At 38.6% G+C, this 24,872-nt stretch carries 18 protein-coding genes and 1 pseudogene; 12 read left to right on the forward strand and 7 right to left on the reverse strand.

Annotation, left to right across the window (positions count from 1 at the left end):
- Window positions 1-43: 43 nt before the first annotated feature.
- The 5 genes from xerA (at window position 44) to ACSSS3_RS18285 (ending at window position 7,005) form a co-directional block, all read left to right on the forward strand.
- Entirely contained in the window at window positions 44-1,171 is a 1,128-nt protein-coding gene (gene xerA / locus ACSSS3_RS18265) for a site-specific tyrosine recombinase/integron integrase (protein WP_442845849.1), read from the forward strand.
- Window positions 1,171-1,719 carry a hypothetical protein gene (locus ACSSS3_RS18270; protein ID WP_442845850.1) on the forward strand — a complete coding sequence of 183 codons (549 nt, stop codon included), beginning with the start codon at window positions 1,171-1,173 and terminating at the stop codon, window positions 1,717-1,719. Before xerA ends, ACSSS3_RS18270 begins: the two co-directional genes overlap by 1 nt.
- Window positions 1,720-2,873: 1,154 nt before the next feature.
- A complete protein-coding gene (locus tag ACSSS3_RS18275) occupies window positions 2,874-3,467 on the forward strand; it encodes a hypothetical protein (protein ID WP_442845851.1) in 594 nt (197 codons plus the stop codon).
- A 1,155-nt stretch (window positions 3,468-4,622) separates the two neighbouring features.
- Window positions 4,623-5,375, forward strand: a complete 753-nt coding sequence (locus ACSSS3_RS18280) for a hypothetical protein (RefSeq protein WP_442845852.1) — start codon at window positions 4,623-4,625, stop codon at window positions 5,373-5,375.
- Between the two features lie 1,048 nt (window positions 5,376-6,423).
- The gene (locus ACSSS3_RS18285; protein ID WP_442845853.1) at window positions 6,424-7,005 is read left to right on the forward strand and encodes a hypothetical protein; all 582 of its coding nucleotides are present in this window, start codon (window positions 6,424-6,426) and stop codon (window positions 7,003-7,005) included.
- 239 nt (window positions 7,006-7,244) lie between these two features.
- Here ACSSS3_RS18285 and ACSSS3_RS18290 read toward each other — a convergent pair whose 3' ends face one another.
- Window positions 7,245-7,508, reverse strand: a complete 264-nt coding sequence (locus ACSSS3_RS18290) for a hypothetical protein (protein WP_442845854.1) — start codon at window positions 7,506-7,508, stop codon at window positions 7,245-7,247.
- 574 nt (window positions 7,509-8,082) lie between these two features.
- Between ACSSS3_RS18290 and ACSSS3_RS18295 the strand changes: the two genes are divergently transcribed.
- The 3 genes from ACSSS3_RS18295 to ACSSS3_RS18305 all read left to right on the forward strand — a co-directional run bounded on the left by ACSSS3_RS18295 (window position 8,083) and on the right by ACSSS3_RS18305 (window position 11,126).
- A complete protein-coding gene (locus ACSSS3_RS18295; protein ID WP_442845855.1) occupies window positions 8,083-8,541 on the forward strand; it encodes a hypothetical protein in 459 nt (152 codons plus the stop codon).
- Between the two features lie 256 nt (window positions 8,542-8,797).
- Window positions 8,798-10,054, forward strand: coding sequence for a redoxin domain-containing protein (locus ACSSS3_RS18300; RefSeq protein ID WP_442845856.1), 1,257 nt, complete (start codon window positions 8,798-8,800; stop codon window positions 10,052-10,054).
- 160 nt (window positions 10,055-10,214) lie between these two features.
- Window positions 10,215-11,126, forward strand: a complete 912-nt coding sequence (locus tag ACSSS3_RS18305) for a lipoprotein N-acyltransferase Lnb domain-containing protein (protein WP_442845857.1) — start codon at window positions 10,215-10,217, stop codon at window positions 11,124-11,126.
- Here the strand turns inward: ACSSS3_RS18305 and ACSSS3_RS18310 are convergent.
- From ACSSS3_RS18310 to ACSSS3_RS18325, 4 genes and pseudogenes are all read right to left on the reverse strand, one after another.
- Window positions 11,104-12,233, reverse strand: a protein-coding gene (locus ACSSS3_RS18310) for an IS3 family transposase (protein WP_442845689.1) whose coding sequence is annotated in 2 segments (ribosomal slippage) — window positions 11,104-11,972 and window positions 11,972-12,233 — 1,131 coding nt in all. Because the reading frame shifts where the segments join, the coding sequence is not laid out codon by codon here. The genes ACSSS3_RS18305 and ACSSS3_RS18310 overlap by 23 nt on opposite strands.
- A gap of 67 nt (window positions 12,234-12,300) precedes the next feature.
- A pseudogene (locus tag ACSSS3_RS18315) lies at window positions 12,301-13,029 on the reverse strand (IS110 family transposase); the annotation flags it as partial.
- 626 nt (window positions 13,030-13,655) lie between these two features.
- A complete protein-coding gene (locus ACSSS3_RS18320) occupies window positions 13,656-13,958 on the reverse strand; it encodes a putative quinol monooxygenase (RefSeq protein WP_442845858.1) in 303 nt (100 codons plus the stop codon).
- Window positions 13,959-13,960: 2 nt separating this feature from the next.
- Entirely contained in the window at window positions 13,961-14,590 is a 630-nt protein-coding gene (locus ACSSS3_RS18325; RefSeq protein WP_442845859.1) for an NAD(P)H-dependent oxidoreductase, read from the reverse strand.
- Between the two features lie 106 nt (window positions 14,591-14,696).
- On the opposite strand from ACSSS3_RS18325, the gene ACSSS3_RS18330 reads away from it, so the two are divergent.
- The 4 genes from ACSSS3_RS18330 to ACSSS3_RS18345 all read left to right on the forward strand — a co-directional run bounded on the left by ACSSS3_RS18330 (window position 14,697) and on the right by ACSSS3_RS18345 (window position 17,473).
- A complete protein-coding gene (locus ACSSS3_RS18330; RefSeq protein WP_442845860.1) occupies window positions 14,697-15,047 on the forward strand; it encodes a winged helix-turn-helix transcriptional regulator in 351 nt (116 codons plus the stop codon).
- Window positions 15,048-15,227: 180 nt separating this feature from the next.
- Window positions 15,228-15,407 (forward strand): YdeI/OmpD-associated family protein, encoded by a 180-nt coding sequence (locus tag ACSSS3_RS18335; RefSeq protein ID WP_442847440.1) that lies wholly within the window; start codon window positions 15,228-15,230, stop codon window positions 15,405-15,407.
- 270 nt (window positions 15,408-15,677) lie between these two features.
- Entirely contained in the window at window positions 15,678-16,637 is a 960-nt protein-coding gene (locus ACSSS3_RS18340; protein WP_442845861.1) for an ion channel, read from the forward strand.
- 107 nt (window positions 16,638-16,744) lie between these two features.
- Entirely contained in the window at window positions 16,745-17,473 is a 729-nt protein-coding gene (locus tag ACSSS3_RS18345) for a phosphatase PAP2 family protein (RefSeq protein ID WP_442845862.1), read from the forward strand.
- A gap of 74 nt (window positions 17,474-17,547) precedes the next feature.
- Here the strand turns inward: ACSSS3_RS18345 and tamL are convergent, their stop codons facing one another.
- Together tamL and ACSSS3_RS18355 are read right to left on the reverse strand one after the other, a co-directional pair.
- Window positions 17,548-19,836 carry a translocation and assembly module lipoprotein TamL gene (tamL, locus tag ACSSS3_RS18350; RefSeq protein WP_442845863.1) on the reverse strand — a complete coding sequence of 763 codons (2,289 nt, stop codon included), beginning with the start codon at window positions 19,834-19,836 and terminating at the stop codon, window positions 17,548-17,550.
- The gene (locus ACSSS3_RS18355) at window positions 19,820-24,796 is read right to left on the reverse strand and encodes a translocation/assembly module TamB domain-containing protein (RefSeq protein WP_442845864.1); all 4,977 of its coding nucleotides are present in this window, start codon (window positions 24,794-24,796) and stop codon (window positions 19,820-19,822) included. The genes tamL and ACSSS3_RS18355 overlap by 17 nt, the downstream gene beginning before the upstream one ends.
- Window positions 24,797-24,872 lie beyond the last annotated feature (76 nt).

Consider the following 24,872-nt stretch of genomic DNA (forward strand, 5'->3'; position numbering starts at 1 on the left):
CTAATATACTGCTAATTGTAATGACAACATGTAAAATTGCACTATGAGCAGCTGCAAGACCATCACCTTATATCACCTGATGATCAACAATCAAAAAATGATTGGGATCAAGTTTGTTCCCGACAAGGTCATACAGGCTCTTATTAAAACGCTCAACTCCCCAAAATGGAGTGAAGTGCATAATCTGGTCTATGTTGCAAATACCCCGGCTAATCTGGCACAGATTTATAACACGTTTAAAGGAGTTGCATTTATCAATTATAATCGTTTTCTACCCAACAGACCACTTAATAAGGGCGGGGATCTACCCGAAGTTGACTGGTACCGTAAGCGTACGTTGCCCAAAAATTATCAACGCTGTCCCGAGGAGTATTTACTAAAACTCGAACTTAAACGCTATGCCGGTAATACGGTGCGCACCTACGTAAACCTGTTTGAAAAGTTTATTAATCATTACCCGAATTACGAATTGCAAACCCTTAATGAAAGTCATATAAGGGCGTATTTGCAGCGTCTTATTTCTCGTAAAAAATCAAACTCTTACGTAAACCAAAGCATTAATGCGATCAAGTTTTATTATGAGGTGGTTTTGGGAATGCCCAATCGCTTTTATGAACTGGAACGCCCCAGAAAGGAATACAAACTTCCTGAGGTCGTATCGAAACAGGAAATTCTTTCCCTAATCGCACACACTAACAATATTAAACATAAGTGTATAATAGCGCTTTTATATGGTTCCGGGTTAAGACGTAGTGAATTGCTAAATCTAAAAATTGAAGATATAGACAGTAAGCGGATGCTCGTTAAAATTAGGCAAGCCAAAGGCAATAAAGACCGATTGAGTATTTTATCTCAAAATGCGTTACTGGATTTACGCACGTATTACAAACAATTTAAGCCGAAAGAATATCTTTTTGAAGGTCAAAACGGCGGGCAATACAGCGGTCAGGCAGTAGTAAAGATTATTAAAAATGCCGCCAAAAAAGCAAAAATCACTACCAAAGTTACCCCTCATACATTAAGGCATAGCTTTGCTACGCACCTGCTGGAAGCCGGTGTAGATTTAAGACAAATACAGGTTTTATTGGGGCATCAATCAACTAAAACTACTGAAATCTACACGCACGTAGCAACAAATACTTTTAAAACAATTAAAAATCCATTAGATTAGTGCTTGATAAAACAGATATAACACAACCAGTTGTGTTATACGTACGTTACCACACATTTGAAATGAACATTCGTCTAAGCATTATAATTTTGATTTTTACTGTTTTTTCGTGCGCAGAAACAACTACATCTGAAAATGTTGCCGTTTTACTAAATCAATCTGGAAGCGAATGGTTTCGATATGGAGAAATGGAAATGTGGAAACCAAATCAAGCGGATATAGACATAGTGGAAAATATTATTCCTAAAATTATTGAGGACAATAAGACGGAATATGACGTGAAAGAAATTTATCAAAATATTGATGATTATTATTTCCAACTTGTACCCTATTTAGACAAAAAAAATCGAAAAATTATTTACGTAAATTCGTTATGTAAATCTTTCGTTGAAAATCCTATTCCGAATTTAGATACGAAAGAACAAAAAACAGAAATTGAATGGAAATCTCATCTGTTTGATGTTGATGACGGATATAACTGCTTTTGGCAAGTTCAAATTGATATTGAAAAAGAAACTTATTTTGATTTTTCAGTAAACGGAATTTAATCATAATCTTATCAAGATTGCGAAAAAAACGTGTGGTAACAATGTATATAAAAAATAGCGCAAGCCATTTCTAACACTAAGGTTTGGGCATTTTTGGAAAGTCGCCAAATTTTTAAATTTGACGATTTCCAATAAAAAAGATAAATAGTAAAGTTTAAAAATTCGGCTTGTGTTTCATACGAAAAGTAACAGCTTATTTTCAGCGCTACTTTTTATATACGGAGCCGTTGTAAACCATTACTCCGGTCCAATTCTCAAATCTCTTGCCACTACTCTAACTGATTGTTAAACCCAATTTCCTTGTTTAAAACGGACAGAATAAAGTCGGTTTTAATTTCAATCCTGGTTACCCTTCCCGCTTTTAAAGCCTCTTAAAATCACCTGTTGACGGACTAATCAACGCCACCTTTCCTGATGGTCATTTGGGGTTTCTTGCCTGCCGGATGCAAAAAAAGCGTACACCCGTTGACAGGCGCACCGCAAGCGCGCGTATGAAACTCGTTTTTTTTATTTTTGGTGTATTTGGAAGTTCTGGACAGCGCTTTAATAAACGGTTCACAACAAGGGCTATAAACGCATTGCTGCCGATTTTTATCACGCAAAATCAACACCTTTTACTATCTTCACCTTAGCCAAAAATCCTGCGGATTTTTTCCGCAACGATTTATAGCCTAAACGTTGTAAACCATTACTCCGGTCCAATTCTCAAATCTCTTGCCACTACTCTAACTGATTGTTAAACCCAATTTCCTTGTTTAAAACGGACAGAATAAAGTCGGTTTTAATTTCAATCCTGGTTACCCTTCCCGCTTTTAAAGCCTCTTAAAATCACCTGTTGACGGACTAATCAACGCCACCTTTCCTGATGGTCATTTGGGGTTTCTTGCCTGCCGGATGCAAAAAAAGCGTACACCCGTTGACAGGCGCACCGCAAGCGCGCGTATGAAACTCGTTTTTTTTATTTTTGGTGTATTTGGAAGTTCTGGACAGCGCTTTAATAAACGGTTCACAACAAGGGCTATAAACGCATTGCTGCCGATTTTTATCACGCAAAATCAACACCTTTTACTATCTTCACCTTAGCCAAAAATCCTGCGGATTTTTTCCGCAACGATTTATAGCCTAAACGTTGTGCGTCATTTGAGAAAATTATCGTGAAAACAAAATTTATATATATAATTCTCTTTTTAATTCTGTTGATTAGTTGTAATCAAAAACAGAAACAAATTGACACGTGGAATAACCGAATTGCGGAATATCAAACAGAAACGGAAAAAATTGAATCTGATTTAATTTTAGATACTTTAGTCTTTAATGAAAATATGAATGGAAAAGAACTGAATGAAAAATATGATTTTGGTCAAACCGAATTAGACTTTTACAAACAATTCATTTCTGACAAACAAATCTTGGAAAAGCAAATATTGACTGACGAACATTCTAAAACTGAAATTACATACTTGGGTAAATTAATGGATTTGGATAATCAGAATTTCTATCACGTACTTGCGAATTTTAAAATTATTGGAATTGGAGAAATGGAATCGCCGCGTGGAATAAGCAATATTGCATTCATTAATGAAAATATGGACAAAGCAATAATTTACAGAATGGGAATGCCTGATGAATTACCGACACGAATTGAAAACGAGATATTATATTTTAATTACGAATCTGAAAAAATTGGAATTTCAATACTTGGTGGTTTGCCGCCAATGTTATGTGTTCCAAAAATTGGATGTAACTAATAAAAAACGAACGCACAACAATGGCTATTAGTAATTGCTCGTTCTCGCCTACTTCTGAAAATCCTTGCGGATTTTCAGTTTGGTGCGTACTTGCAAAGTAAAGTGCTAAACCACGCAACTACTCATAGCCGAGACCGTTGTAAACCATTACTCCGGTCCAATTCTCAAATCTCTTGCCACTACTCTAACTGATTGTTAAACCCAATTTCCTTGTTTAAAACGGACAGAATAAAGTCGGTTTTAATTTCAATCCTGGTTACCCTTCCCGCTTTTAAAGCCTCTTAAAATCACCTGTTGACGGACTAATCAACGCCACCTTTCCTGATGGTCATTTGGGGTTTCTTGCCTGCCGGATGCAAAAAAAGCGTACACCCGTTGACAGGCGCACCGCAAGCGCGCGTATGAAACTCGTTTTTTTTATTTTTGGTGTATTTGGAAGTTCTGGACAGCGCTTTAATAAACGGTTCACAACAAGGGCTATAAACGCATTGCTGCCGATTTTTATCACGCAAAATCAACACCTTTTACTATCTTCACCTTAGCCAAAAATCCTGCGGATTTTTTCCGCAACGATTTATAGCCTAAACGTTGTAAACCATTACTCCGGTCCAATTCTCAAATCTCTTGCCACTACTCTAACTGATTGTTAAACCCAATTTCCTTGTTTAAAACGGACAGAATAAAGTCGGTTTTAATTTCAATCCTGGTTACCCTTCCCGCTTTTAAAGCCTCTTAAAATCACCTGTTGACGGACTAATCAACGCCACCTTTCCTGATGGTCATTTGGGGTTTCTTGCCTGCCGGATGCAAAAAAAGCGTACACCCGTTGACAGGCGCACCGCAAGCGCGCGTATGAAACTCGTTTTTTTTATTTTTGGTGTATTTGGAAGTTCCGGTTAGCGCTTTAATAAACGGTTCACAACAAGGGCTATAAACGCATTGCTGCCGATTTTTCTCACGCAAAATCAACACCTTTTACTATCTTCACCTTAGCCAAAAATCCTGCGGATTTTTTCCGCAACGATTTATAGCCTAAACGTTGTAAAACATTTAAGAAGAACATTGAGAATTCTAATTATCATACTGATTTTAATTACAAAATTTGCTTTCGGACAAGAAAAGGTTACGATTGACCAAAACGTTGTGAAGTATGAGATGAAAGACGAATTCAACCGATTTGACAACATAGCGAATGAATTAAAAAAATACAAAAGCTTCAATTTAGAATTCAAAGAAAATTCAAATATTAAGATTCTAAATCAATACAGTACTGGATTTACTGGACACACTATATCCTTTGAAATTGACAATAATCTCAACATCATAGAATCAAACTATGATTATTGGACAGACGTTCCCGAAATCGGAACTAAATACAAAGTACTTGACGTTGACTTGAAATTAAATCAAAATCCATTTAAAAAAACAGATGGATTACGAGGACAATATGAAATGAAAGTTGAAAAGGTTAATGAAAATGGAGAATCATTAAAGAAGATAACATTTAAAGGAAAATTCAAATCATTCAAAGGAATTGAAAAATCATCTGCTGAATATCTATGGGCATTAGAGCAGAATAAAATCTTTTATGGAATAACTAATGAAAATGGAGTTTACTTGCGACCTGATAAAATGCCTTCACTAAAATCTGACCATAAAGTTTTGACTGAAAAAATAAAAAAGATTAACGGTTATAAGCCTAATAAAATAAGAGCTTTCGTAATCATAAATGAAAAAGGAAAAATCGAAAATAAACCATTTAGATTTTTTGGAGATTACGGAAACTTGAATGATGAAACACAAAAACAAGTTAAGGAATTGCTAATTGAATTTACTGATTGGTATCCAGCTTGTGTAAATGAAAAAGAAGTTAAATCACAAATTCCGATAGTAATTGGAATTGAATAAAAAACGTTTTACAACAATGGCTATAAGTAATTGCTTGTTCTCACCTACCTCTGAAAATCCTCGCGAATTTTCAGTTTGGTGTGTACTTGCAAAGTTAAGTGCTAGTTCACGCAACTACTCATAGCCGAAACCGTTGTAAACCATTAATCCGGTCGAATTCTCAGATCTCTTGCCACTACTCTAACTGATTGTTAAACCCAATTTCCTTGTTTAAAACGGACAGATTAAAGTCGGTTTCAATTTAAATCCTAGTTACCCTTCCCGCTTTAAGTTTTGATTTACCTAAGCCTGTAGACGGACTGATTAACGCCACCTTTCCTGATGGTCATTTGGGGTTTCTTGCCTGCCCGAGACAAAAAAAGCGTACACCCGTTGACAGGCGCACCGCAAGCGCTCGTATGAACCTCGCTTTTTTTCTTTTTGGTGTATTTGGAAGTTCTGAACAGCGCTTTAATAAACGGTTCACAACAAGGGCTATAAACGCATTGCTGTCGATTTTTCTCACGCAAAATCAACACCTTTTATTATCTTCACCTGAGCCAAAAATCCTGCGGATTTTTTCCGCAACGATTTATAGCCTAAACGTTGTAAACCATTGATCCGGTCGAATTCTCAGATCTCTTGCCACTACTCTATCTTATTGTTAAACGCAAGATCCCTACTTAAAACGGACAGACTAAAGTCGGTTTTAATTTCAATCCTGGTTGCCCTTCCTGCTTTAAGTTTTGATTTACTTAAGCCTGTAGACGGACTGATCAACGCCAACTTTCCTGATGGTCATTTAGGGTTTTGGCCCGCCAGATGTAAAAAAAGCGTACACCCGTTGACAGGCATACCGCAAGCGCACGTATGAACCTCGCTTTTTTTTCTTTTGGCATATTTGGAAGTTCCGGTTAGCGCTTTAATAAACGGTTCACAACAAGGGCTATAAACGCATTGCTGCCAATTTTTTATCACGCAAAATCAACGCCTTTTACTATCTTCACCTGAACCAAAAATCCTGCGGATTTTTTCCGCAACGATTTATAGCCTAAACGTTGCCAACAATATGATAAAACGCAGAAATAATAACAAACGAAGTCGATTTTCGATATTATTTCCAATCCTGACAATACTCGGAATTGGAATTATTGCTGTGTTAACTTCTGGTTACGAAAAAAGCTGGACGTTTAATTGGAACGGAATTGAAAGTAATATCAAAGATTCAATTAGTCTGTATAAATATAAATCAATTTCGAGCGGAATTGGAGGAAACGGAAGAGCAATGCCTGAAGAAATTGAAAGCCGTAAATGGATTATGGAAAACGCAACTGAATCTGAACTTCTAAAACTGACGGAATTTCCAAACGGAAATATAAAGGCAATTGCTTACGAAGGATTATTAAGAAAAAAGAATTTCAAAAACAAAGCTGAACTGATTTCAAATGCGATTAATGACACGATTTATTCTGTTTATTATCAATCTGGTTGTTTAGGAGATGAATTGAAAGTTGGAGAATATTTGGTTCAAAATGTTTTAATGATTGACGACCGAATTCCACCTTTTCGACCTGAATTGATACCTGATTTTGGACTTTCGGAATTGGAAAAACAAAAAATTCTGACTGAATTTCATAATCGGAAAAAATAAATACTGTTGGCAACACCGTGTATAGCTCATTGCGGCTGAATTCCTAATCGGAATTCATTGCAATTTGCTATCTTTCGGTTACGGCGGAAAATCATAGCTGATTTTCCGCAACGAGCCATACACAAAACCGTTGTAAACCATTGATCCGGTCGAATTCTCAGATCTCTTGCCACTACTCTAACTGATTGTTAAACCCAATTTCCTTGTTTAAAACGGACAGATTAAAGTCGGTTTTAATTTCAAACTTGATTACCCTTCCCGCTTTGAGTTTTGATTTCCTCAAGCCAGTAGACGGACTGATCAACGCCAACTTTCCTGATGGTCATTTGTGGTCTCTTTCCTACCGATGCAAAAAAAAAGCGTACACCCGTTGACAGGCGCACTGCAAGCGCGCGTATGAACCTCGCTTTTTTTTCTTTTGGTGTATTTGGAAGTTCCGGTTGGCGCTTTAATAAACGGTTCACAACAAGGGCTATAAACGCATTGCTGCCGATTTTTCTCACGCAAAATCAACACCTTTTATTATCTTCACCTGAGCCAAAAATCCTGCGGATTTTTTCCGCAACGATTTATAGCCTAAACGTTGTAAACCATTACTCCGGTCCAATTCTCAAATCTCTTGCCACTACTCTAACTGATTGTTAAACCCAATTTCCTTGTTTAAAACGGACAGAATAAAGTCGGTTTTAATTTCAATCCTGGTTACCCTTCCCGCTTTTAAAGCCTCTTAAAATCACCTGTTGACGGACTAATCAACGCCACCTTTCCTGATGGTCATTTGGGGTTTCTTGCCTGCCGGATGCAAAAAAAGCGTACACCCGTTGACAGGCGCACCGCAAGCGCGCGTATGAAACTCGTTTTTTTTATTTTTGGTGTATTTGGAAGTTCTGGACAGCGCTTTAATAAACGGTTCACAACAAGGGCTATAAACGCATTGCTGCCGATTTTTATCACGCAAAATCAACACCTTTTACTATCTTCACCTTAGCCAAAAATCCTGCGGATTTTTTCCGCAACGATTTATAGCCTAAACGTTACCACACATTTGAAATGAACATTCGTCTAAGCATTATAATTTTGATTTTTACTGTTTTTTCGTGCGCAGAAACAACTACATCTGAAAATGTTGCCGTTTTACTAAATCAATCTGGAAGCGAATGGTTTCGATATGGAGAAATGGAAATGTGGAAACCAAATCAAGCGGATATAGACATAGTGGAAAATATTATTCCTAAAATTATTGAGGACAATAAGACGGAATATGACGTGAAAGAAATTTATCAAAATATTGATGATTATTATTTCCAACTTGTACCCTATTTAGACAAAAAAAATCGAAAAATTATTTACGTAAATTCGTTATGTAAATCTTTCGTTGAAAATCCTATTCCGAATTTAGATACGAAAGAACAAAAAACAGAAATTGAATGGAAATCTCATCTGTTTGATGTTGATGACGGATATAACTGCTTTTGGCAAGTTCAAATTGATATTGAAAAAGAAACTTATTTTGATTTTTCAGTAAACGGAATTTAATCATAATCTTATCAAGATTGCGAAAAAAACGTGTGGTAACAATGTATATAAAAAATAGCGCAAGCCATTTCTAACACTAAGGTTTGGGCATTTTTGGAAAGTCGCCAAATTTTTAAATTTGACGATTTCCAATAAAAAAGATAAATAGTAAAGTTTAAAAATTCGGCTTGTGTTTCATACGAAAAGTAACAGCTTATTTTCAGCGCTACTTTTTATATACGGAGCCGTTGTGCAAAATTTAAAACCGAAATCTATAATGAAACTTATTACAAAATTTATCCTGTTCTTAACAATTGTATTTTTCTTCAATTGTTCGTCTGAAAAAGACCAATTCCTTGAAATTAACGGAAAAACAGTTGGAATCGACACAAAATCAATTCTTTTAATTAAAGCAGATCAATACCTTGATTCTGATTCAATAATTGAAATACCTGTTACAGATGGAAAATTTCATTATAAAACAAAGTTAGATTTCCCAGAATCTGTTGAATTGTTCTTGGGAGAAGCAAAAAATCAAGGAGGCAGATATATGCCATTATTTTTGAACAATGAAAAAATTGATTTAACTATTTACTCTGAAGAAGAGTTTGACAAAAATCAAGTTATTGGTGGCGAGTTAAATTCTGAATATAAAAAATATAAAGAAAATTATGACAATAAATTCAACTCAAGAATAAAACCATTTCAAGATAGTATAAGTTTATTATTTGAAAATGACCAATATCATAGTGATAAGGCAAAATTACTTTATGCAGAATTAAGAAAAACCAAAAGCCACGATGAAAAAATTATTATTTATGAAAAACTTGATGATTTAAAGGAAGCCAATCAACATTTAAGTCCAAAAGCAGAAATATTAGAAAACAAATTAAAACCAATCTACGAAGAGCAAAAAAAGTTTCAGCAAGAATACATAGAAAATAATCCCTCTATTGTATCATATTCATTTTTTATAAAAAACCTTATGTACGATAAAGAGAATATGGATATTAATTTGGCTAAAAATAATCTTCGAATACTTTCAAAAGCAAACCCTGATCATCCTTACAATAAATTGGCTTCAAACTTAACAAATGCAATAGATAACATTAAAGTCGGAAAAAAATATACGGATTTTTCTGCACCTGACTTAAATGGAAATGAAATCAAATTTTCCGATAAGATTGATGGAAAAATTGCATTATTAGATTTATGGGCAACTTGGTGTGGACCTTGTATAGCTAAAAGCAGAACGATGATTCCTCTATATGATGAGTTTAAAGACAAAGGCTTTATAATAATAGGAGTTGCAGGCGAAAGAAAAAATACTGACAGATTGGTCAGATTTCTTGAAAAAGAAAAATGGCCTTGGCAAAACTTGGTGGATCTGGATAAACAAAATAATATATGGCAAAAATATAATGTAGATGGCGGAGGAGGTGGAATATTTCTAATTGACGAAAAGGGAATTATTTTAGCTAAAGACCCAACAGCAGAGGAAGTGAGAATTGAATTAGAATCTCGATTGAATTAAAAAAACTTTGCACAACAATGGCTATCAGTAATTGCTTGTTCTCGCCTACTTCTGAAAATCCTCGCGGATTTTCAGTTTGGTGTGTACTTGCAAAGTTTCGTGCTAACCCACGCAACTACTCATAGCCGAGACGTTGTAGCCAATTTTAAAACGAGAAAATTTGAGGAAAATAATCATATTTATATTTTTAATAACTCAATTTTGCTTTTCACAAAATGCTCCTGAAATCAGTATTTTGACTTGTTCTCCTGGCGAAGAAGTTTATTCAGTTTTCGGACATTCAGCAATTAGAATTGTAGATAACGATAAAGATATTATATACAATTTTGGAATGTTTGACTTTGATACACCAAACTTTACTTTAAAATTTGTTACTGGTCGGTTAAAATATCAATTAGGCATTCAAGAAACCGACAATTTCATCAAAATTTATTCAAATGAGAATAGAAAAGTATCAGAACAAAGATTAAAGCTTCAAAAGCAACAAAAAAATGAATTAATAGAAAAACTAAACTTCCTTTACAAACCTGAAAACAGATATTACACATACTCTTTTATAGAAAAAAATTGTTCTACTGAAATTCGTGATCTATTGATAGAAAATGGAGTGAAATTTCCCAAAGTGAACTTAGAAAAAAGCAACAGAGATTTAATAAATTCTCATCTCATAACAAAACCGTGGCTTCGGTTCGGAACCAATTTGATGTTAGGAAAATCATTAGATGAAAAAAGCAATAAATTTCAAAGTATGTTTCTTCCCAAGTATTTAGAACAAGAAATTAATAATTCTACAATAAATGGTCATAAGCTAGTAAAGTCAGGAAAATCTTTGAACAATGTGAAATCTAAAGAAGAAAGTGAATTGTATAAATGGACTTCGCCGATTGTAATATTTTCAATTTTACTAATAATTTATCTTTTCACATTCTATAAACCATTAGAAACAATTTTTAGTTTATGTATAGGTACTATTGGATTAATATTACTACTAATGTGGATATTTTCAGAACATCCAGAAGTAAATGTAAGCTTCCCTAGATTAGAACTGCTTAATTTTCCAAAACTTGTTTAAAATTATTGTTTTTCATTCTATTGGGGCTAGCCCCAATAGAATGAAGCTTTGCGTATTGCACCGGTGATATTTTACCCAGTGAATCATGAGGGCGATAGTTATTGTAATCGTCCATCCATATTTGAGTTTGGGCCCTTACCTGATCAATATTTTCAAAAATATATTTATTAAGGACTCCTCTGCGGTAGGAACCATTAAAACGTTCTACAAAAGCATTTTGTGTAGGTTTGCCCGGTTGTATGTATTTAAAATCAATACTATGCATTTTACTCCATTCAGCCGTAAGGTGTGCTATGAACTCTGGACCGTTATCCATTCTGATTCTGCTAGGTTTTCCCCGGCGGTTGATCAGGTGATTGAGTACCCAGACTACCCGATTACTGGTTAAAGAAAAGTCTACTTCAATATGCAGTGCCTCCCGGTTAAAATCATCAATCACATTAAAAGATCTAAAACGCCTCTTATTTTCAAGGACATCACTTACAAAATCAATACTCCAGGTATCGTTTAATTCTTCAGGAACCTCCAAAGGCTCCTCTATACGCGGCGGCAGACGTTTTTTAGATTTTCTCCTTAAAGGAAGACCTAAAGATACATATACGCGATGTACCCGCTTGTGGTTCCAAGGCTTTCCCTCATTACGGATTCGCCAATAGGCTTTCCAAAACCCTTCCTCTGAATGCTGTTGCGCCTTTTTCCTGAGAGCTTTCTCTATAGGGGTGTCATCCTTAGGTAAGGGTTTATAATAGTAAACGCTCTTGCTCATATCAAGCACACGGCACGCCCTGCTAATGCCATAGTGAATGAGATCCTTGGCGATCATACGTTTTTGACAGGGCTTTAAAGCTTTTTTTCAATGACCTCTTTAGCCATTTGATGGTCTAGTGCCAAAGAAGCATACATCTGCTTGAGGCGGGCATTTTCAGCCTCAAGCTCCTTGATACGCTTGAGCTCTTTACTGCTCATGCCAGCATATTTAGTACGCCATTTGTAAAAGGCAGAGGTGCTGACACCGTATTCCCGGCTTATTTCTTCAACACTCTTACCGTTGTCGAACTCCTTTAAAATTTTTGCAATCTGTGTAGGTGTGAATTTACTGCGTCTCATACTGTTTAAAATTAAGAATTATTATACTTCTAAACAGTTCGGTTTTAGGGGAAGCTTACACTTACATGCCCCTTACACTACTTCCCGATTCCCGTATTGTTGGAGTGATCCCTATATAACTACAAAGCTGTGAAGCCCTTTCAAACTTAGAGAACCCATCTGTGATCACAACTAAAAATAAGGCCGTTTTGATCCCTATCCCAGGGATACTGGTCAATAAGGTTAGTTGCTGCTGCTGATCCTGTTTTACAAGATCTAGTAGACGGTCTTCAATCCCTTTTACCTCTTTGTCTAAATGTTTGAGATCACGCTTTAAAGATCTGTAAACATACTTCGAAGGAATACCTAACACTTCCTCTCCGTGAAGTTTATTCTTGGTGGCTGTCCGCTTCTTTAGATAACTATCCATAAGTCTGAACAGCTGCAGGCATTCTGCCTGTACATCGCTGAGGGCATTATACAACGGTACTTCGTTAGACAACCCATAATTACAAATAGCTTTAGCATCGCTCTTATCAGTCTTTACCTTGGCCAGCTTCATTTGTATAAAACGTTTGACTGACAAAGGTTTTACTACTGATACGGTAACACCGTTTTTGTAAAGAAACTGTGCAAGCCGATAGTGGTAATAGCCGGTGGCTTCCATAACTACCAGAGAATCTGAAGTTAGTGTCTTGACAAATAATTTAAATCCCTGCTCATCATTCTTAAATTGAGAATGACCACAAACACTACCATAAACATCAAAGACATCCTTACTAATATCAACTCCAAAAGTTTCTTTATATTTATTCATAAGAACTGATTTTACGAAAGAGCATACTACCTAAATCACAACAACTTGAAAACGAGGTCTAACCTCACAGAACTGAACGTGTTTGAAGTAGTAAAGAGAGGGGATTATCAATGTTGACGAAGTCGTAAGCTTCACCGTATAACTTAACCTTAATCCTCTCTTTGTTCTTTCTGATTATACTATTAATTTAAAGAGAATCAAACTTAAGATGTATAACCGCAATTATGGCGTCCCGAAGCTTCGGGAGACTACGTCCGAATCCACTCGGAATTGCTAACGTAAGTTCTCAACCGAAAAGTTAGGACATAAAATCCTCAGCTGTCCATAGCGGCCCCCGTTCTAGGTAATGGCTCTAAAAACCTAATAAAAAGTAAAGAAAAACAACTTGCCCTATTTCTACTTTTTGGCTTCAATTTTTGGATTTACTCAAAAAAAATACTGACCAGTTACAGTCAGTATTTCTAATTAAATCAAAGGTCAATTGCTCCTCTATTTTAAGAGCAAATACGTTTAGAGATAATTACTCTTTTCTGATTTTCTTTAGTCTTAATTAAGCAAAATGCACTTTTAGATCTTTTTCCATTAAAATATCAGCAAGTTTACTATATCATAACTTCGGTAGAAGCTTATTTATCTCTTGGATCTCTTTCGTTTAATGCATCGTATTTTTTGACCTCATTTCTCATTTTTGGTCCCCATTTTGTAAAAAGAGCAACTACTTCTGGTTGAGCCAGGTGTTTATCTAATGATGCCTGGTCTTTCCAGCGTTCTAATACGAGCATACTTCCTGCATCTTTATCATCTAAAGTAAAAGAAATTGAGATACACCCTTTGTTTTTTAACCCAAGAGGAATGGTTGTACGAGCTTCTGAAACAAAAGCTTCAACTTCAAACGGATTTACATATACATTTCCTGCTATAATAATCATGTTTAATTTGTTTTTGTTAAAAATTCATCTAACGGTAATCGTACTTTTTTGAGGCCAGCCAAATAATCATTTTCTGCATCTCTGTAGCCTAAAGCGAGAATTACCACACTTTTGAGGTTTCTTTCTTTCAGACCTAATAGTTCATCAAATTTTGCTGAATCAAAACCTTCCATTGGGGTAGAATCTATTTTTAACTGGGCTGCAGCAATGAGTGCAGTTCCTAAACCAATGTATGCCTGTTTAGCAGACCAAATAAAGTTATCAGTATCAGTTTGGGGTAAAAGAACGCTACTGATGGCATTTTCAAAATTTGCTAATGCTTCAATAGGTGTAGCTCTTACTTTGGAAATTAACTCCATATAATCACTGATATCTTCCTTTCTGATGGACGCAAAGGCAGCAAATACCAAAAGATGGGATGCTTCGGCAATTTGAGAATTAAATGAACCTTCGGCCAAATCTTTTTTCAAGCTTGGATTATCTACAACTATCAGCCGATAGGGTTGTATACCTGTCGAAGAAGCAGAAAGATTAATTGCTTCAATTATTTGTTCTAAATCATCATCTGTAACTCTTTTGGGACTGAATTTTTTTGTGGCATACCGCCAATTCAAATCATCTATTAATTTCATTACTATTTTCTTTAAAATGATGAGCCAAAAGTAAGTCTATATGGTTACCTTTTGTAACTTACTGCCAAAAAGTAATAGTAACATTCGAGTAACCAAGTAACTTATTATGGAAACAGAAAAAGAACTCATAAAAGAATGCAGTCAAACCATTTTAGCAATTCACGATGTAATGGATATACTTAATGGCAAATGGAAAGTATCTATTATCGCATGTCTTTGCTATAAAAAAATGCGCTATTCTGAATTATTACGAGAGGTAAAAGGAATATCGGGCAGAATGTTGAGTCGAGAATTAAAGGAACTGGAGATGAATCAACTCATTATAAGAAACGTATTAGACACTCAACCTGTAACTGTGGAATACGAAATAACGGAATACGGCTCAACCCTTAAAAGTTTGACTCATACTATTGCCGAATGGGGTATAAAACATAGAAAAAGGATAATTGATAAATAGAACTAATGAAAATACACACTTCAGCCAACACCGCTAGACATTGCAAAAGACTCTAATTCTTATAGAATTTTAGCTGCTTTTAAGCGGTTTTCTAGTTTTAGACCGTTGGTAAACATTGGAGGTTAATGTGCGTTAGAATTGATTTAAACCCTTCTTTAATAAAAAAAACAGAATGCAAAACTGCACGAGGAACTCTCAAAAAACGATGAAGCTTTAGAATTTTTCAATTCGATCAACCCTTCGAGTAAAAGATTTGTATTAAGGTGGATTAAACTTGCTAAAACTGAAAAAACAAGAACTAATCGAATCTTGGAACTTGTTGAACTTTCGGCAAAAGGAGAAAAGTTGCCGGGAAGTTAATAAACAAAACCTCAGCCGGCAGTACTGAGCTTTTTACAAACCCTTACTTCTTAGAAATCAGGCTTATTTAAACCTCCGAAAGCGCAGAATTGAGCAGCCTTTTCGTTTATGAGCTGTAAATCAACTCTTCACTAACTGCTCTTATGCCTTTTTCTAATCTTGCTTTGAGTTCCCAAAACATGCCCCGCATCCTTTACCCATTTTGGCTGGAACGCCCTAATTTTCAAATAAAAATTTTAGCCCTATTTTAGTGCGATTAAAAGCCAAGGTATGTCTGCAATGCAACCCCCGGAAACGTATAAAAAACAGGAATACAACGACTTTGGTCTGGGCGAAAAAGCCACTTCCGGCCATTACCGCGTGCTTAAAAAGGATGGTTCTTTCAATATTCACAAAGACAATGTCCCTTTTTTAGAAAGACTGAATTTTTTCCACGCTCTGGTTACCATGTCCTGGCCGCGCTTTTTGCTGCTTGTGGGCCTCACCTATTTCTGTACCAACCTCCTCTTTGCCTCGATTTATGTTGGCATCGGTACCGAAAATTTAACCGGAATAAATGGCATCACCCCATTTGAACGTTTTACCGAAGCTTTCTTTTTCAGTGCACAAACCATAACAACTTTAGGCTATGGGCAGGTGGCGCCATTGGGTATTCTGGCCAATGTAGTCGCCGCTATAGAGTCTATGTTGGGGCTATTGGGTTTTGCTCTGGCTACCGGTCTGGTTTACGGTCGCTTCTCAAAACCGGCTGCAAAACTTAAATACAGCGAGCACGCCGTAGTTGCGCCTTACAAAGACATCAACGGCTTTATGTTTCGGGTGGCAAATCCGCACGGGAATCAATTGCTTGAGATTGAAGCCCAAGTTTCCCTCTCTATTTTGCGTGAGAATTCAAGCCTGCGCGATTTCTATGAACTCGAACTGGAGCGCTCTAAGGTGGTATTTTTACCTGCCGTCTGGACTATTGTTCACCCTATTTCCGGAGACAGCCCCTTCATAAAATTTAAAAAGCAGGAACTCGCGATGGGTGACATCGAGATCATTGTAGTCATTAAAGCTTTTGACGAAAGCTTCTCGCAATCAGTCTATTCCCGCTCTTCGTATAAGTTTGATGAAATCAAATGGGGAGAGAAATTCGTGTATTTAATGGCTCACAAAAACGGAAGGATTTCAGTAGATCTGAGTGGCCTTAGCAGGTCTGAAACCGCAGAACTCAATACCACTTCGTAACCTGATCAAATTTCAAAATCGAAAAACTTAAGATAAAATTAAACCTATAGCATTCTAAAATTGGTATTTTCATCCGCTTAATGCTTCCGGCTGTTTAGATTGTGTCTATGAGAAATTCGTTACTTCAGTTTATTTACAAATTAGGCCGGCTGCTGCGCGATAAATTTCATCAGTACAACCCCGGTCTTCCCTACCTCATCACGATTCTTGTGGCTTTAGTCATTGTTGTTTTGGGCATCAACCTGTTTATTGAGCTTACCGATACGCTGGAGTCTGACACCCTAAACGCCTGGGATTCGCGCGTTACCGAGTTTGTTCTCTCGTATCGCAACCCTGCACTTACCAATTATTTCATTATCGTCACAGATATTGGCGACCTGTACGGTTACCTGTCTATTCTGGTAATCGCCACAATCTTATCGTATTTTGTTTTTAAGCAATGGAAGTATGTTTTGCAAATTGTTCTGGTACTTGCCCTGGCTTCGATCTCAAACGTGATTTTAAAACGCTTTATAGACCGCGCACGCCCCGGTATAGAACATCTGGTTACAGTAGAAACGCTTAGCTATCCCAGCGGACACGCAATGAGCGCAATGGCTTTTTACGGCTTTCTCATCTATTTGGTTACCCGTTTTAGGATGAACACGTTTTTAAAAGCGCTCTGCATTACTGCCCTGGTGCTTTTTATTCTCAGCATCGGTATAAGCCGTATTTATCTGGGTGTGCATTTTCCTTCAGACATCGCCGGTGGCTTTATCGCCGGTTTTATCTGGGTAATTTTCTGTATTCTGCTTTTTAATGTAATCGAATTATTCCGCAGGGATCCTAAAACATAAGCTTTTAAAAAGGCTCTTAGTTTACTTGATAAGTTGAAAGGCTTTAATGCCTGATGTTTAGCTTTCGCGAAAGCTTAAAACGGATAACCAATAGCAAAATTCAAAATCGGATTACTCACGTCCCACGACCAGCGCTCGCCTTGTTGCAAACTGGGATCGTGAAAAGGAGCTGCAAGATCCAGACGTATTACAAAACTCTGAATGTCTACACGCAACCCAAAACCGCCTCCAATACCCAGCTCACTCATAAAATCACTGCCAAAGGTATCACCATCTAAAGCCTCGTTATCTGTGGTGTTCCAAACGTTTCCGGCATCGACAAACAAGGCTCCCTTCAGCACATTGATCAGCGGAAAGCGGTATTCGAGATTGGCCTCTAAACGTAAATTACCGGTCTGATCATAGTAACTGTTGTCATTATCGGGCTCGTAAGTTCCGGGACCCAGCGAGCGCGTTCTAAAGGCCCGTACACTATAGGGTCCGCCCGAAAAGTACTGCTTGGTGTACGGCACCACTTCAGAATTGCCATAAGGAACACCCAGACCGGCAAAAAGCCGTGTTGCAAGGGTTTGATTGCTGAAGTTGAAATGATACCGCACATCGGCATCCAGACGCGCGTATTGCGCATAATCAAGGCCAAAAATACTTTGTGGTTTGTCTCCGCTTGCAATAAGGCTCAGGCTGTTACCGGCGGTGTCAAAATTGGCGTTAAAATAAATCTGATGCGCTTTCCCCGCGTCTACCATCCCGTTATAAATAAACGAGTAGGTAAGACCCGAAATAAACTGCTGCTCAAAACTGGTTTGTAAAAAAGGATTAGCCTCCAGAATGGCATCAAATTCTGGAGTGGTATTGGCCAAAGAAACGTAGTTTATCGCTACCGGATTGATCTCGTGAGTCACGTATTTATTGGCCTGCCATACGTAGCCAAACTTCCCTTCCACCGAACCCAGCGTAAACAATTGGGTGCGATTGAGATAAGCCACGCCCAATTCCATCTTGGTTTTGGGAATGTCGTATTTGAAATAGTCTTTTGAGATGGTAACGGGAAATAACATTCTGGGGAAAATCAGCGTTCCGTTTAAACCCAATTGAATGCTCGAACTCCCGGCATTATTGCCTGCGCCACCTGCCTGTACTTCATAACTTCCGTCCAGGGAAATATTGAGCGTCTCCCCGCCTTTAAACAGATTGCGGTTTACAAACGTGAGTCCCAGTCCCGGACCGGTAAATCCGTTGGATTTGGTGACCCCTTTTACCTCAGCACGCACGGCACGTTTGTTTAAGGGCGAAAGAAAAATATTGGCTTCCAGCAATCCCAGACTGTCATCTGCCGCATCGGTTTCCAGCTCATTGTAGCGAATGTTCACAAACTTATAGGCACCAATAGAACCCAGTCTACGGCTGGTGGATTTTGAGGTTGACGGACTGTACAAATCGCCTTCTTCGAGCAGGATAAAAGGATCGAGACGCTTCGGTTTAAAAAAGGTTTCGCCCTGAATAAAACTCTTCTGAGCAAAGCGGGTTGTATCTAAAGCACTACTGTCTAATTCTACCGTATTATTGGGATAGACATTGACTTTAGCAATCTTGTAGGGTATCACCGATTTTGGAGGTACGTCCTTTTTCAGCCTTAAATACAGATCAAAGCGCCGGTTTTTATATTGATTGGTATCGGTCTCAAAAATCAAAAATGCCGGGTTGAAGTTATAATAGCCCTGTTCTTTGAGATAGCCGTCTATACGCTGACGTTCGGCTTTCATAGCACTGAGATCAAAACGCATATCCTTTTTGATGAGGCTTTCAGTTAAAGAATTTTTAATGGAATTGTAAACCGGAAGCGTATCGGTATCCAGCTGATAGGTTTTAAGCCGATAGGGTTTTGACATGCGCAAGCGGTAAATGGCTTCGGCTTCCTTATGGGTTGTGTCGCGCACAATCTCTGAAGTCGCCACGCTGTAGAAAAAACCTTTATTTTCAAGTCGGTTCAACAGAATTTGTTCCATCTCATAGGTCTGTACATCGGTATCGTAAACCGGCTCCTGACCGAATTTTTTATTGAGAAAGCGATTGATAAAACCCGGCTTTTCACGGCTGGCCTTGTAATGAAAATACAAACCGGGATAACCGCCCAAAAGACCACTCACAGGATCTGGTCGCAGCGCTGCCTCCAGGTCAAGCTGTATATTATCAATATCGTTTACTACCGAATCTGGGGTTAGCTCCACCCGGTGATCCACGTATAAAAATTTATCTTCCGGAATAAAGCGCTCAACCGAGCAGCTGTAAAGCAGCAAACCCAGCAACAGAAGAGCGGATACCCGTGTCAATAAGTGTAGTGTATGATTAGTTCTTCTCGTCATCCTCTTCTTTTTTTGCCGGAAACATCGACTTCCAGAGCTCTGTAAACTTGTTAAACTCCTGCGTAAACAAAAGCGAAATACCATTAACGATGATTTGGCCGTCAACCACATTCTCAAACTGACTGCGGCGATAGCCTCTTAGGCGGTAACGGCCGTCTTCGGTCAATAAATACTCAATGCTTACGTTGCCCACCACCGGAGCCGTGCCGCCATCTGCATTGGTATTACTGCCCTGCAGGTCAACATTGCTGCCTACACTTACCACCACCCTGTCGTCAAATAGTTTTTTCTGTGCGGCGATATCCAATGTCGTTCGCTCGCTGGGAGAACTTCCCTGATAGTCGGTGTAGCTGTCCAGACCAAAATTTAAATCGAAACCGGTGTCTCCCAAAAGTTTATCTGAAAACAGATTGAGCTGGTCTGAAATCGCATCGTTCAGGTTATCCCGTGCGATAGTTGCAGTACCTCCCGCACTACCATCGCTGGATGCAGAGGGGAAAAATCGGTTCAGTACAAGTAATGAGAAAACCTGTTTATTGAGTTCGTTCTCCTGCTGATTAAGCTGTTGCACCCTGCTGTACACCTGTCCTCCTATCGCACCACGGCTGGCTTCCGGAATATCGAGATTAAACGAAATAACCGGCTGCATAAGTTCGCCGTTGATATTAATATACACCCTAAATGGTACTTCCTGACGGTATTGCCCCTGAGTGCTGATGTCTGCCCCACTCGTTTGTGAGGCCATAAGTCCGCTCGCTGAAGCTTCCACGCTGTAATAAGCCTTGATATCCAGATCTGCATCAAAAGGATCACCGGACCAGGTTATGCGGCTATCGGGAGCCAAATCAAACCGCCGCTTGACCAAACCATACAAACTCATCTCATAATGCCCGTCTGTGACATCGTAACGCCCGCTCAGAGTCATCCTTCCGTTAGGATACATATCAAACTGAAAATCACCCGTACCGGAAACCTGAAAATTATCACCGGTTTGCTCATCAATAACCAGATTAAAAGTTGCTCCTTCTGCTATACTCAGGTTGGCATCTACCCCAAAGCCCGAAACGGTATAGGATTCCTCTTCAGAATTGGTAAGAATAGCATCTGGGTTTTCTTTATTTACAAAGATTACTACCCCGTCCTTAGATTCGATCTGCACTTCAGAAGGTGGTAAGACATAGGTGAGATTCGTCTCGGGATTTACGGTAAGATCCAGTTTAATTTCAGGTAAATTGAGGTCTCCGGTTACGCGGGCATCTGCATCAAAAACCGCTCTTCCGTAAACCAGATCAAAATCTTCTTTGGTTGAGTTTAACGCTTCAAAATTGGTCGCTTTGATATTTAAATCAAAAGTAGGATTGATAAAACTTTCCGTGCCCACTTCCCCATTTACAACCAGGGTATTGGAGCTGGCATCCTGTATTTTGAAATCTGAAAAATACAAAGCGGTATTATCAAGCTTAATGCTTTCGTCAGCTAACAGAAACGGCGCATTGAGTTTGGTAACTTCAAACTTGGCCTGATCAAAATTTAAGGTTCCTTCATAATTGGGTTCTGCAGTGGTACCGGTAAGACTTAATTTACCATTCACCGTACCCGAAGCATTACTGATTTCTCCTAAAGAAAAGTTCTCCAAAGCTTTCACCTGCAAGGAATTTATATCCAGATCCAGGTCTATTTCCGCAGCGGTAGCATTGGTGCGATAGGTTCCCGTAAGGTCCAGATCGGCAACTCCTTCCTTTACACTCAGATCAAAATCGTAGGCTGTTGCGCTAATCGATTTTCCGTTTGCGGTAAGTACGCCCATATCGGTCCCCAATACCTCAAAATCTACAATCTTAAGATCGGTTACCATTCCCGGGGAAGTTGTGGGTTCTTCTACGGCAAAGGTTCCGCTTAATTTACCATCTGCGAGACTTTCATCAGGATTAAGGAAACTGGTTAGGGTCGAAAGTTTAAAATTATCAAATTGTACCCCCAGATGCTCTTTAGACAAACTGGGCAGATTATTGCCGGCTTCTACCCGCTGGTTGTTGTAACTCAATACAAAATCGGTAAAAACGGTATTGTTTTCCTTAAATGCAATCCGGTTGTTTGGGTTGACATCCCAGGAATTTTTATTCAGAATCAGTTCATCGGGTAAGATGTGCAGGGTTACCACGTCATCCTGTAATTCGATTTCTGAAGCGATATGCATCAGACGCTCCTCTTTATGCATAGAACTGAAATCAAGCGCGAGCTTGCTGTTTTGTAAGGCTCCTTCGAGTCGGGTATTTTGAAGATCAACGGGGCCTGCTATTAATTCCCGTAACCCAAAGTCAAAGTTTAGATGTTCAGCATCAGAATCCATCGTAAATGCCAGACTGTCTATGGTGTACCCGTTATAATTGATGTAGGGTAAATTGATGTCTGCATTGAGATCGCGCTTGAGTTCGTCAAAATTGATTGCAATTTGCACGGTATCGAGCTCGCGCAGATTGGGAACAAAAACTTCATTCAGTATAGGCGCTTCGTGAACTGTTCCCCTTACACGTATCAGAACAGGATCTGCAATGGTATCCATAGTGGGGTTGGTATCCAGATAACGTCTAAAATGATTCTGAACTGCCGAAAGAAAATGTCCGGGGCTGGTATTAGACTCCAGATCTAACTGAAGAATTCGGTTTTGTATATCTACCGAAGTCGTATCTGGCTTTACAAAGGCGTTTACCGAAAGATCGCCCAGTTGATAAGCCTCATCATCATACACCGCCACACCACGGGTTATTTTTGACTGAACCTCATAATCGGTTGCAGTTCCTTTAAAATTAGCCTGAAGATTAAAAGCAGCTTTTATGTTTTGCTTTACCAAACCCAAATCTTTTAAATCTGCTCCAATTAAATCAAGGTTAACGCGCGCACTGCTTGCAACCGAATCCAGATCTACATCGGCATTAAGCTTCATATTCAGATTGGGGTCTTTATAGGATGAAGTAAGCGCACCGCTTCCGTTTTTAAACTCACCCTCGAGCTTCAAGTCTTTAAACGTATAGTTATTGTAATCCAGACTGTCTATTTGCGCGGTAAGACTCGCATCAAGATCGTTAAGTGTAGCTCCCGAACCACGGGCATCCAGATTAAAGCTCACCTGCCCCAGGCTCTCGTTTTGAAGCAGATTACCCAGTCTTATTTGAGAACCCCTCACCTGTCCCTCAAATTCAATCGCGTTCTCAAAATTAAGCTTACCATCTAAAGTCACAGCACCCTCACTGGTTTGGAGGACACTTTTGGTAAGAAGTCTGCTGTCTGTTCCTTTAAGCGAACCCGTAAGTTTTACTTCCTGAGGCAGGTTCACACCCAGTTCGGCCTCATTTAAGAATTTGGTCAAATCGCTTCTCGAACTGTTAACGCGGTAATCCGGGAAGTTATACGCTAATTCTTCAGGATTTGTGAGGTTATAAACTGTACCCCGCAAGCGTATTTTAGTAGCATTACCCCAGTTAACCTGAGCACTGGTAATATCAAGAGCGCTTAGGTTTCCGCTTGCGGAAAGATTACCGGTAACCGGGCGTCTGCTCAGTTTAGCAAGATATTCATTAGACCGAAGCCCCGGTTGAAACTTAAAAATCGTGTTTAAATCTGCGACGATTCGGTCCAAATTGAGATTGAGGCGCGCATTTCCGGGATTTTCAATAAAATCTGCCAGTGAAGGATAACTAAGTTTTGAAGATCCCGAAAGCTTGTTTCCATTCAGCTGAAGATTTAAGCCCTTGAGATTTAAATTTTCATCAGTTGCTTCGACTTCAAAATTAAGGGTCTTCAAATCAAGACCCGAAGCTTCTTCAAAATTGGCCTCTGCAACAATGGCGGTCAGGTTTTGGTCTTTAAAATCCAGATTGGGAACCTTAAAATTAAGCTTTGATAGTGCAACCGCATTAGGATTAAATTGACCCGAGGTAACCTGCGCTCCATCGAGCGTGTAGGTGAAATCGGTATTGTGTAATTCTAAATTTTCAGCATTCACCACCAGTTCGGGCCAGGTAAAGGGAACAGGTTCTGCTGGCGTTTCAGAAGAAGGCTGCTGCGTTTTTAAGTCGAGATTTACGATACTGTTTTCCAGTAAAAAACCGTCTATACGGTAATTTTGATCTTTTAGGTTTAAACGGGGAACCGAAGTAATGAGATTACCCACATCTGCCTTGAGGCTAATACCATCTGGCAGTGAAGCATAGTCTACTTTTACATCAGTTAGGGTCAGACTGCTTATGCTAATCTGAGGCATAGGTGCCGCGGTAGTGTCCTCAGGCTCCGGGAAGGGTTTGGTTTGCTTATAATACAGGCTGGTATTATTTAGGCGAACATCTCCCACATCAAAAACAAACTGATCCAAATCGGTTTGATCGACATCGAGTTCCAATTGGTCTAGTCGTAATCGGGCATCAATACCGGCAACATCATCCTGAAATTTTAAATCGAAATTTTCAAAATCGAAAGAACCCAGATTCAGCTTAAAAGCTGTGGTATCCTGTGGTGTTTGTTGAACCGTTGTGGTGTCTGAAGCAAAGGCATCAACCAGAAACTCATAGTTAAATCCCGCAACAGAATCCTTACGAATGATATTTGCCTTGAGTCCCTCCCAGCTTACATCATCGATACTCAGAGGACCGCCTTTTATAAGAGACCACAGCGGAATATCGGCTTCCAGGTGTTTGCTGTAAACCAGGGTATCGCCCTGCTTATCTTCAAGGTACAAACCGTCCAGGGAAAGATTTCCGTTAAACGTTATAAACAGCTTGTCAATCTGAACTTCGGTATTGGTTTTTGATTTGATGTAGTTTACAGCCTTGTCTACCAAAATCCCCTGCCCCCACGGACTGCGTACAAACAGGATGAGCAAAAGGATTAAAAGCACTAAAACCCCAAGTAGTTTAGCTATAATCTTCAGGGTTTTCTTTAAAATCTTTTTGGCTTTTGAGGTCATACAATCCCGGTCTGGCCGCAGTTAAATCTGCTGCATTTTTGGAGTGTTAAAAGTAGTCTTTCTGCCTGTTGCACTA

The organism is Leeuwenhoekiella sp. H156, assembly GCF_052218455.1.
Lineage (GTDB): Bacteria > Bacteroidota > Bacteroidia > Flavobacteriales > Flavobacteriaceae > Leeuwenhoekiella > Leeuwenhoekiella parthenopeia.

What these genes read in the sequence shown, in the direction of transcription:
- xerA (WP_442845849.1), top strand. Translation starts at nt 44, where the DNA reads ATGAGCAGCTGCAAGACCATCACCTTATATCACCTGATGATCAACAAT.
- ACSSS3_RS18280 (WP_442845852.1), top strand. Translation starts at nt 4,623, where the DNA reads ATGAAAGACGAATTCAACCGATTTGACAACATAGCGAATGAATTAAAA.
- ACSSS3_RS18285 (WP_442845853.1), top strand. Translation starts at nt 6,424, where the DNA reads ATGATAAAACGCAGAAATAATAACAAACGAAGTCGATTTTCGATATTA.
- ACSSS3_RS18300 (WP_442845856.1), top strand. Translation starts at nt 8,798, where the DNA reads ATGAAACTTATTACAAAATTTATCCTGTTCTTAACAATTGTATTTTTC.
- ACSSS3_RS18320 (WP_442845858.1), bottom strand. Translation starts at nt 13,958, where the DNA reads ATGATTATTATAGCAGGAAATGTATATGTAAATCCGTTTGAAGTTGAA.
- ACSSS3_RS18325 (WP_442845859.1), bottom strand. Translation starts at nt 14,590, where the DNA reads ATGAAATTAATAGATGATTTGAATTGGCGGTATGCCACAAAAAAATTC.
- ACSSS3_RS18330 (WP_442845860.1), top strand. Translation starts at nt 14,697, where the DNA reads ATGGAAACAGAAAAAGAACTCATAAAAGAATGCAGTCAAACCATTTTA.
- ACSSS3_RS18340 (WP_442845861.1), top strand. Translation starts at nt 15,678, where the DNA reads ATGTCTGCAATGCAACCCCCGGAAACGTATAAAAAACAGGAATACAAC.
- ACSSS3_RS18345 (WP_442845862.1), top strand. Translation starts at nt 16,745, where the DNA reads ATGAGAAATTCGTTACTTCAGTTTATTTACAAATTAGGCCGGCTGCTG.
- tamL (WP_442845863.1), bottom strand. Translation starts at nt 19,836, where the DNA reads ATGACGAGAAGAACTAATCATACACTACACTTATTGACACGGGTATCC.
- ACSSS3_RS18355 (WP_442845864.1), bottom strand. Translation starts at nt 24,796, where the DNA reads ATGACCTCAAAAGCCAAAAAGATTTTAAAGAAAACCCTGAAGATTATA.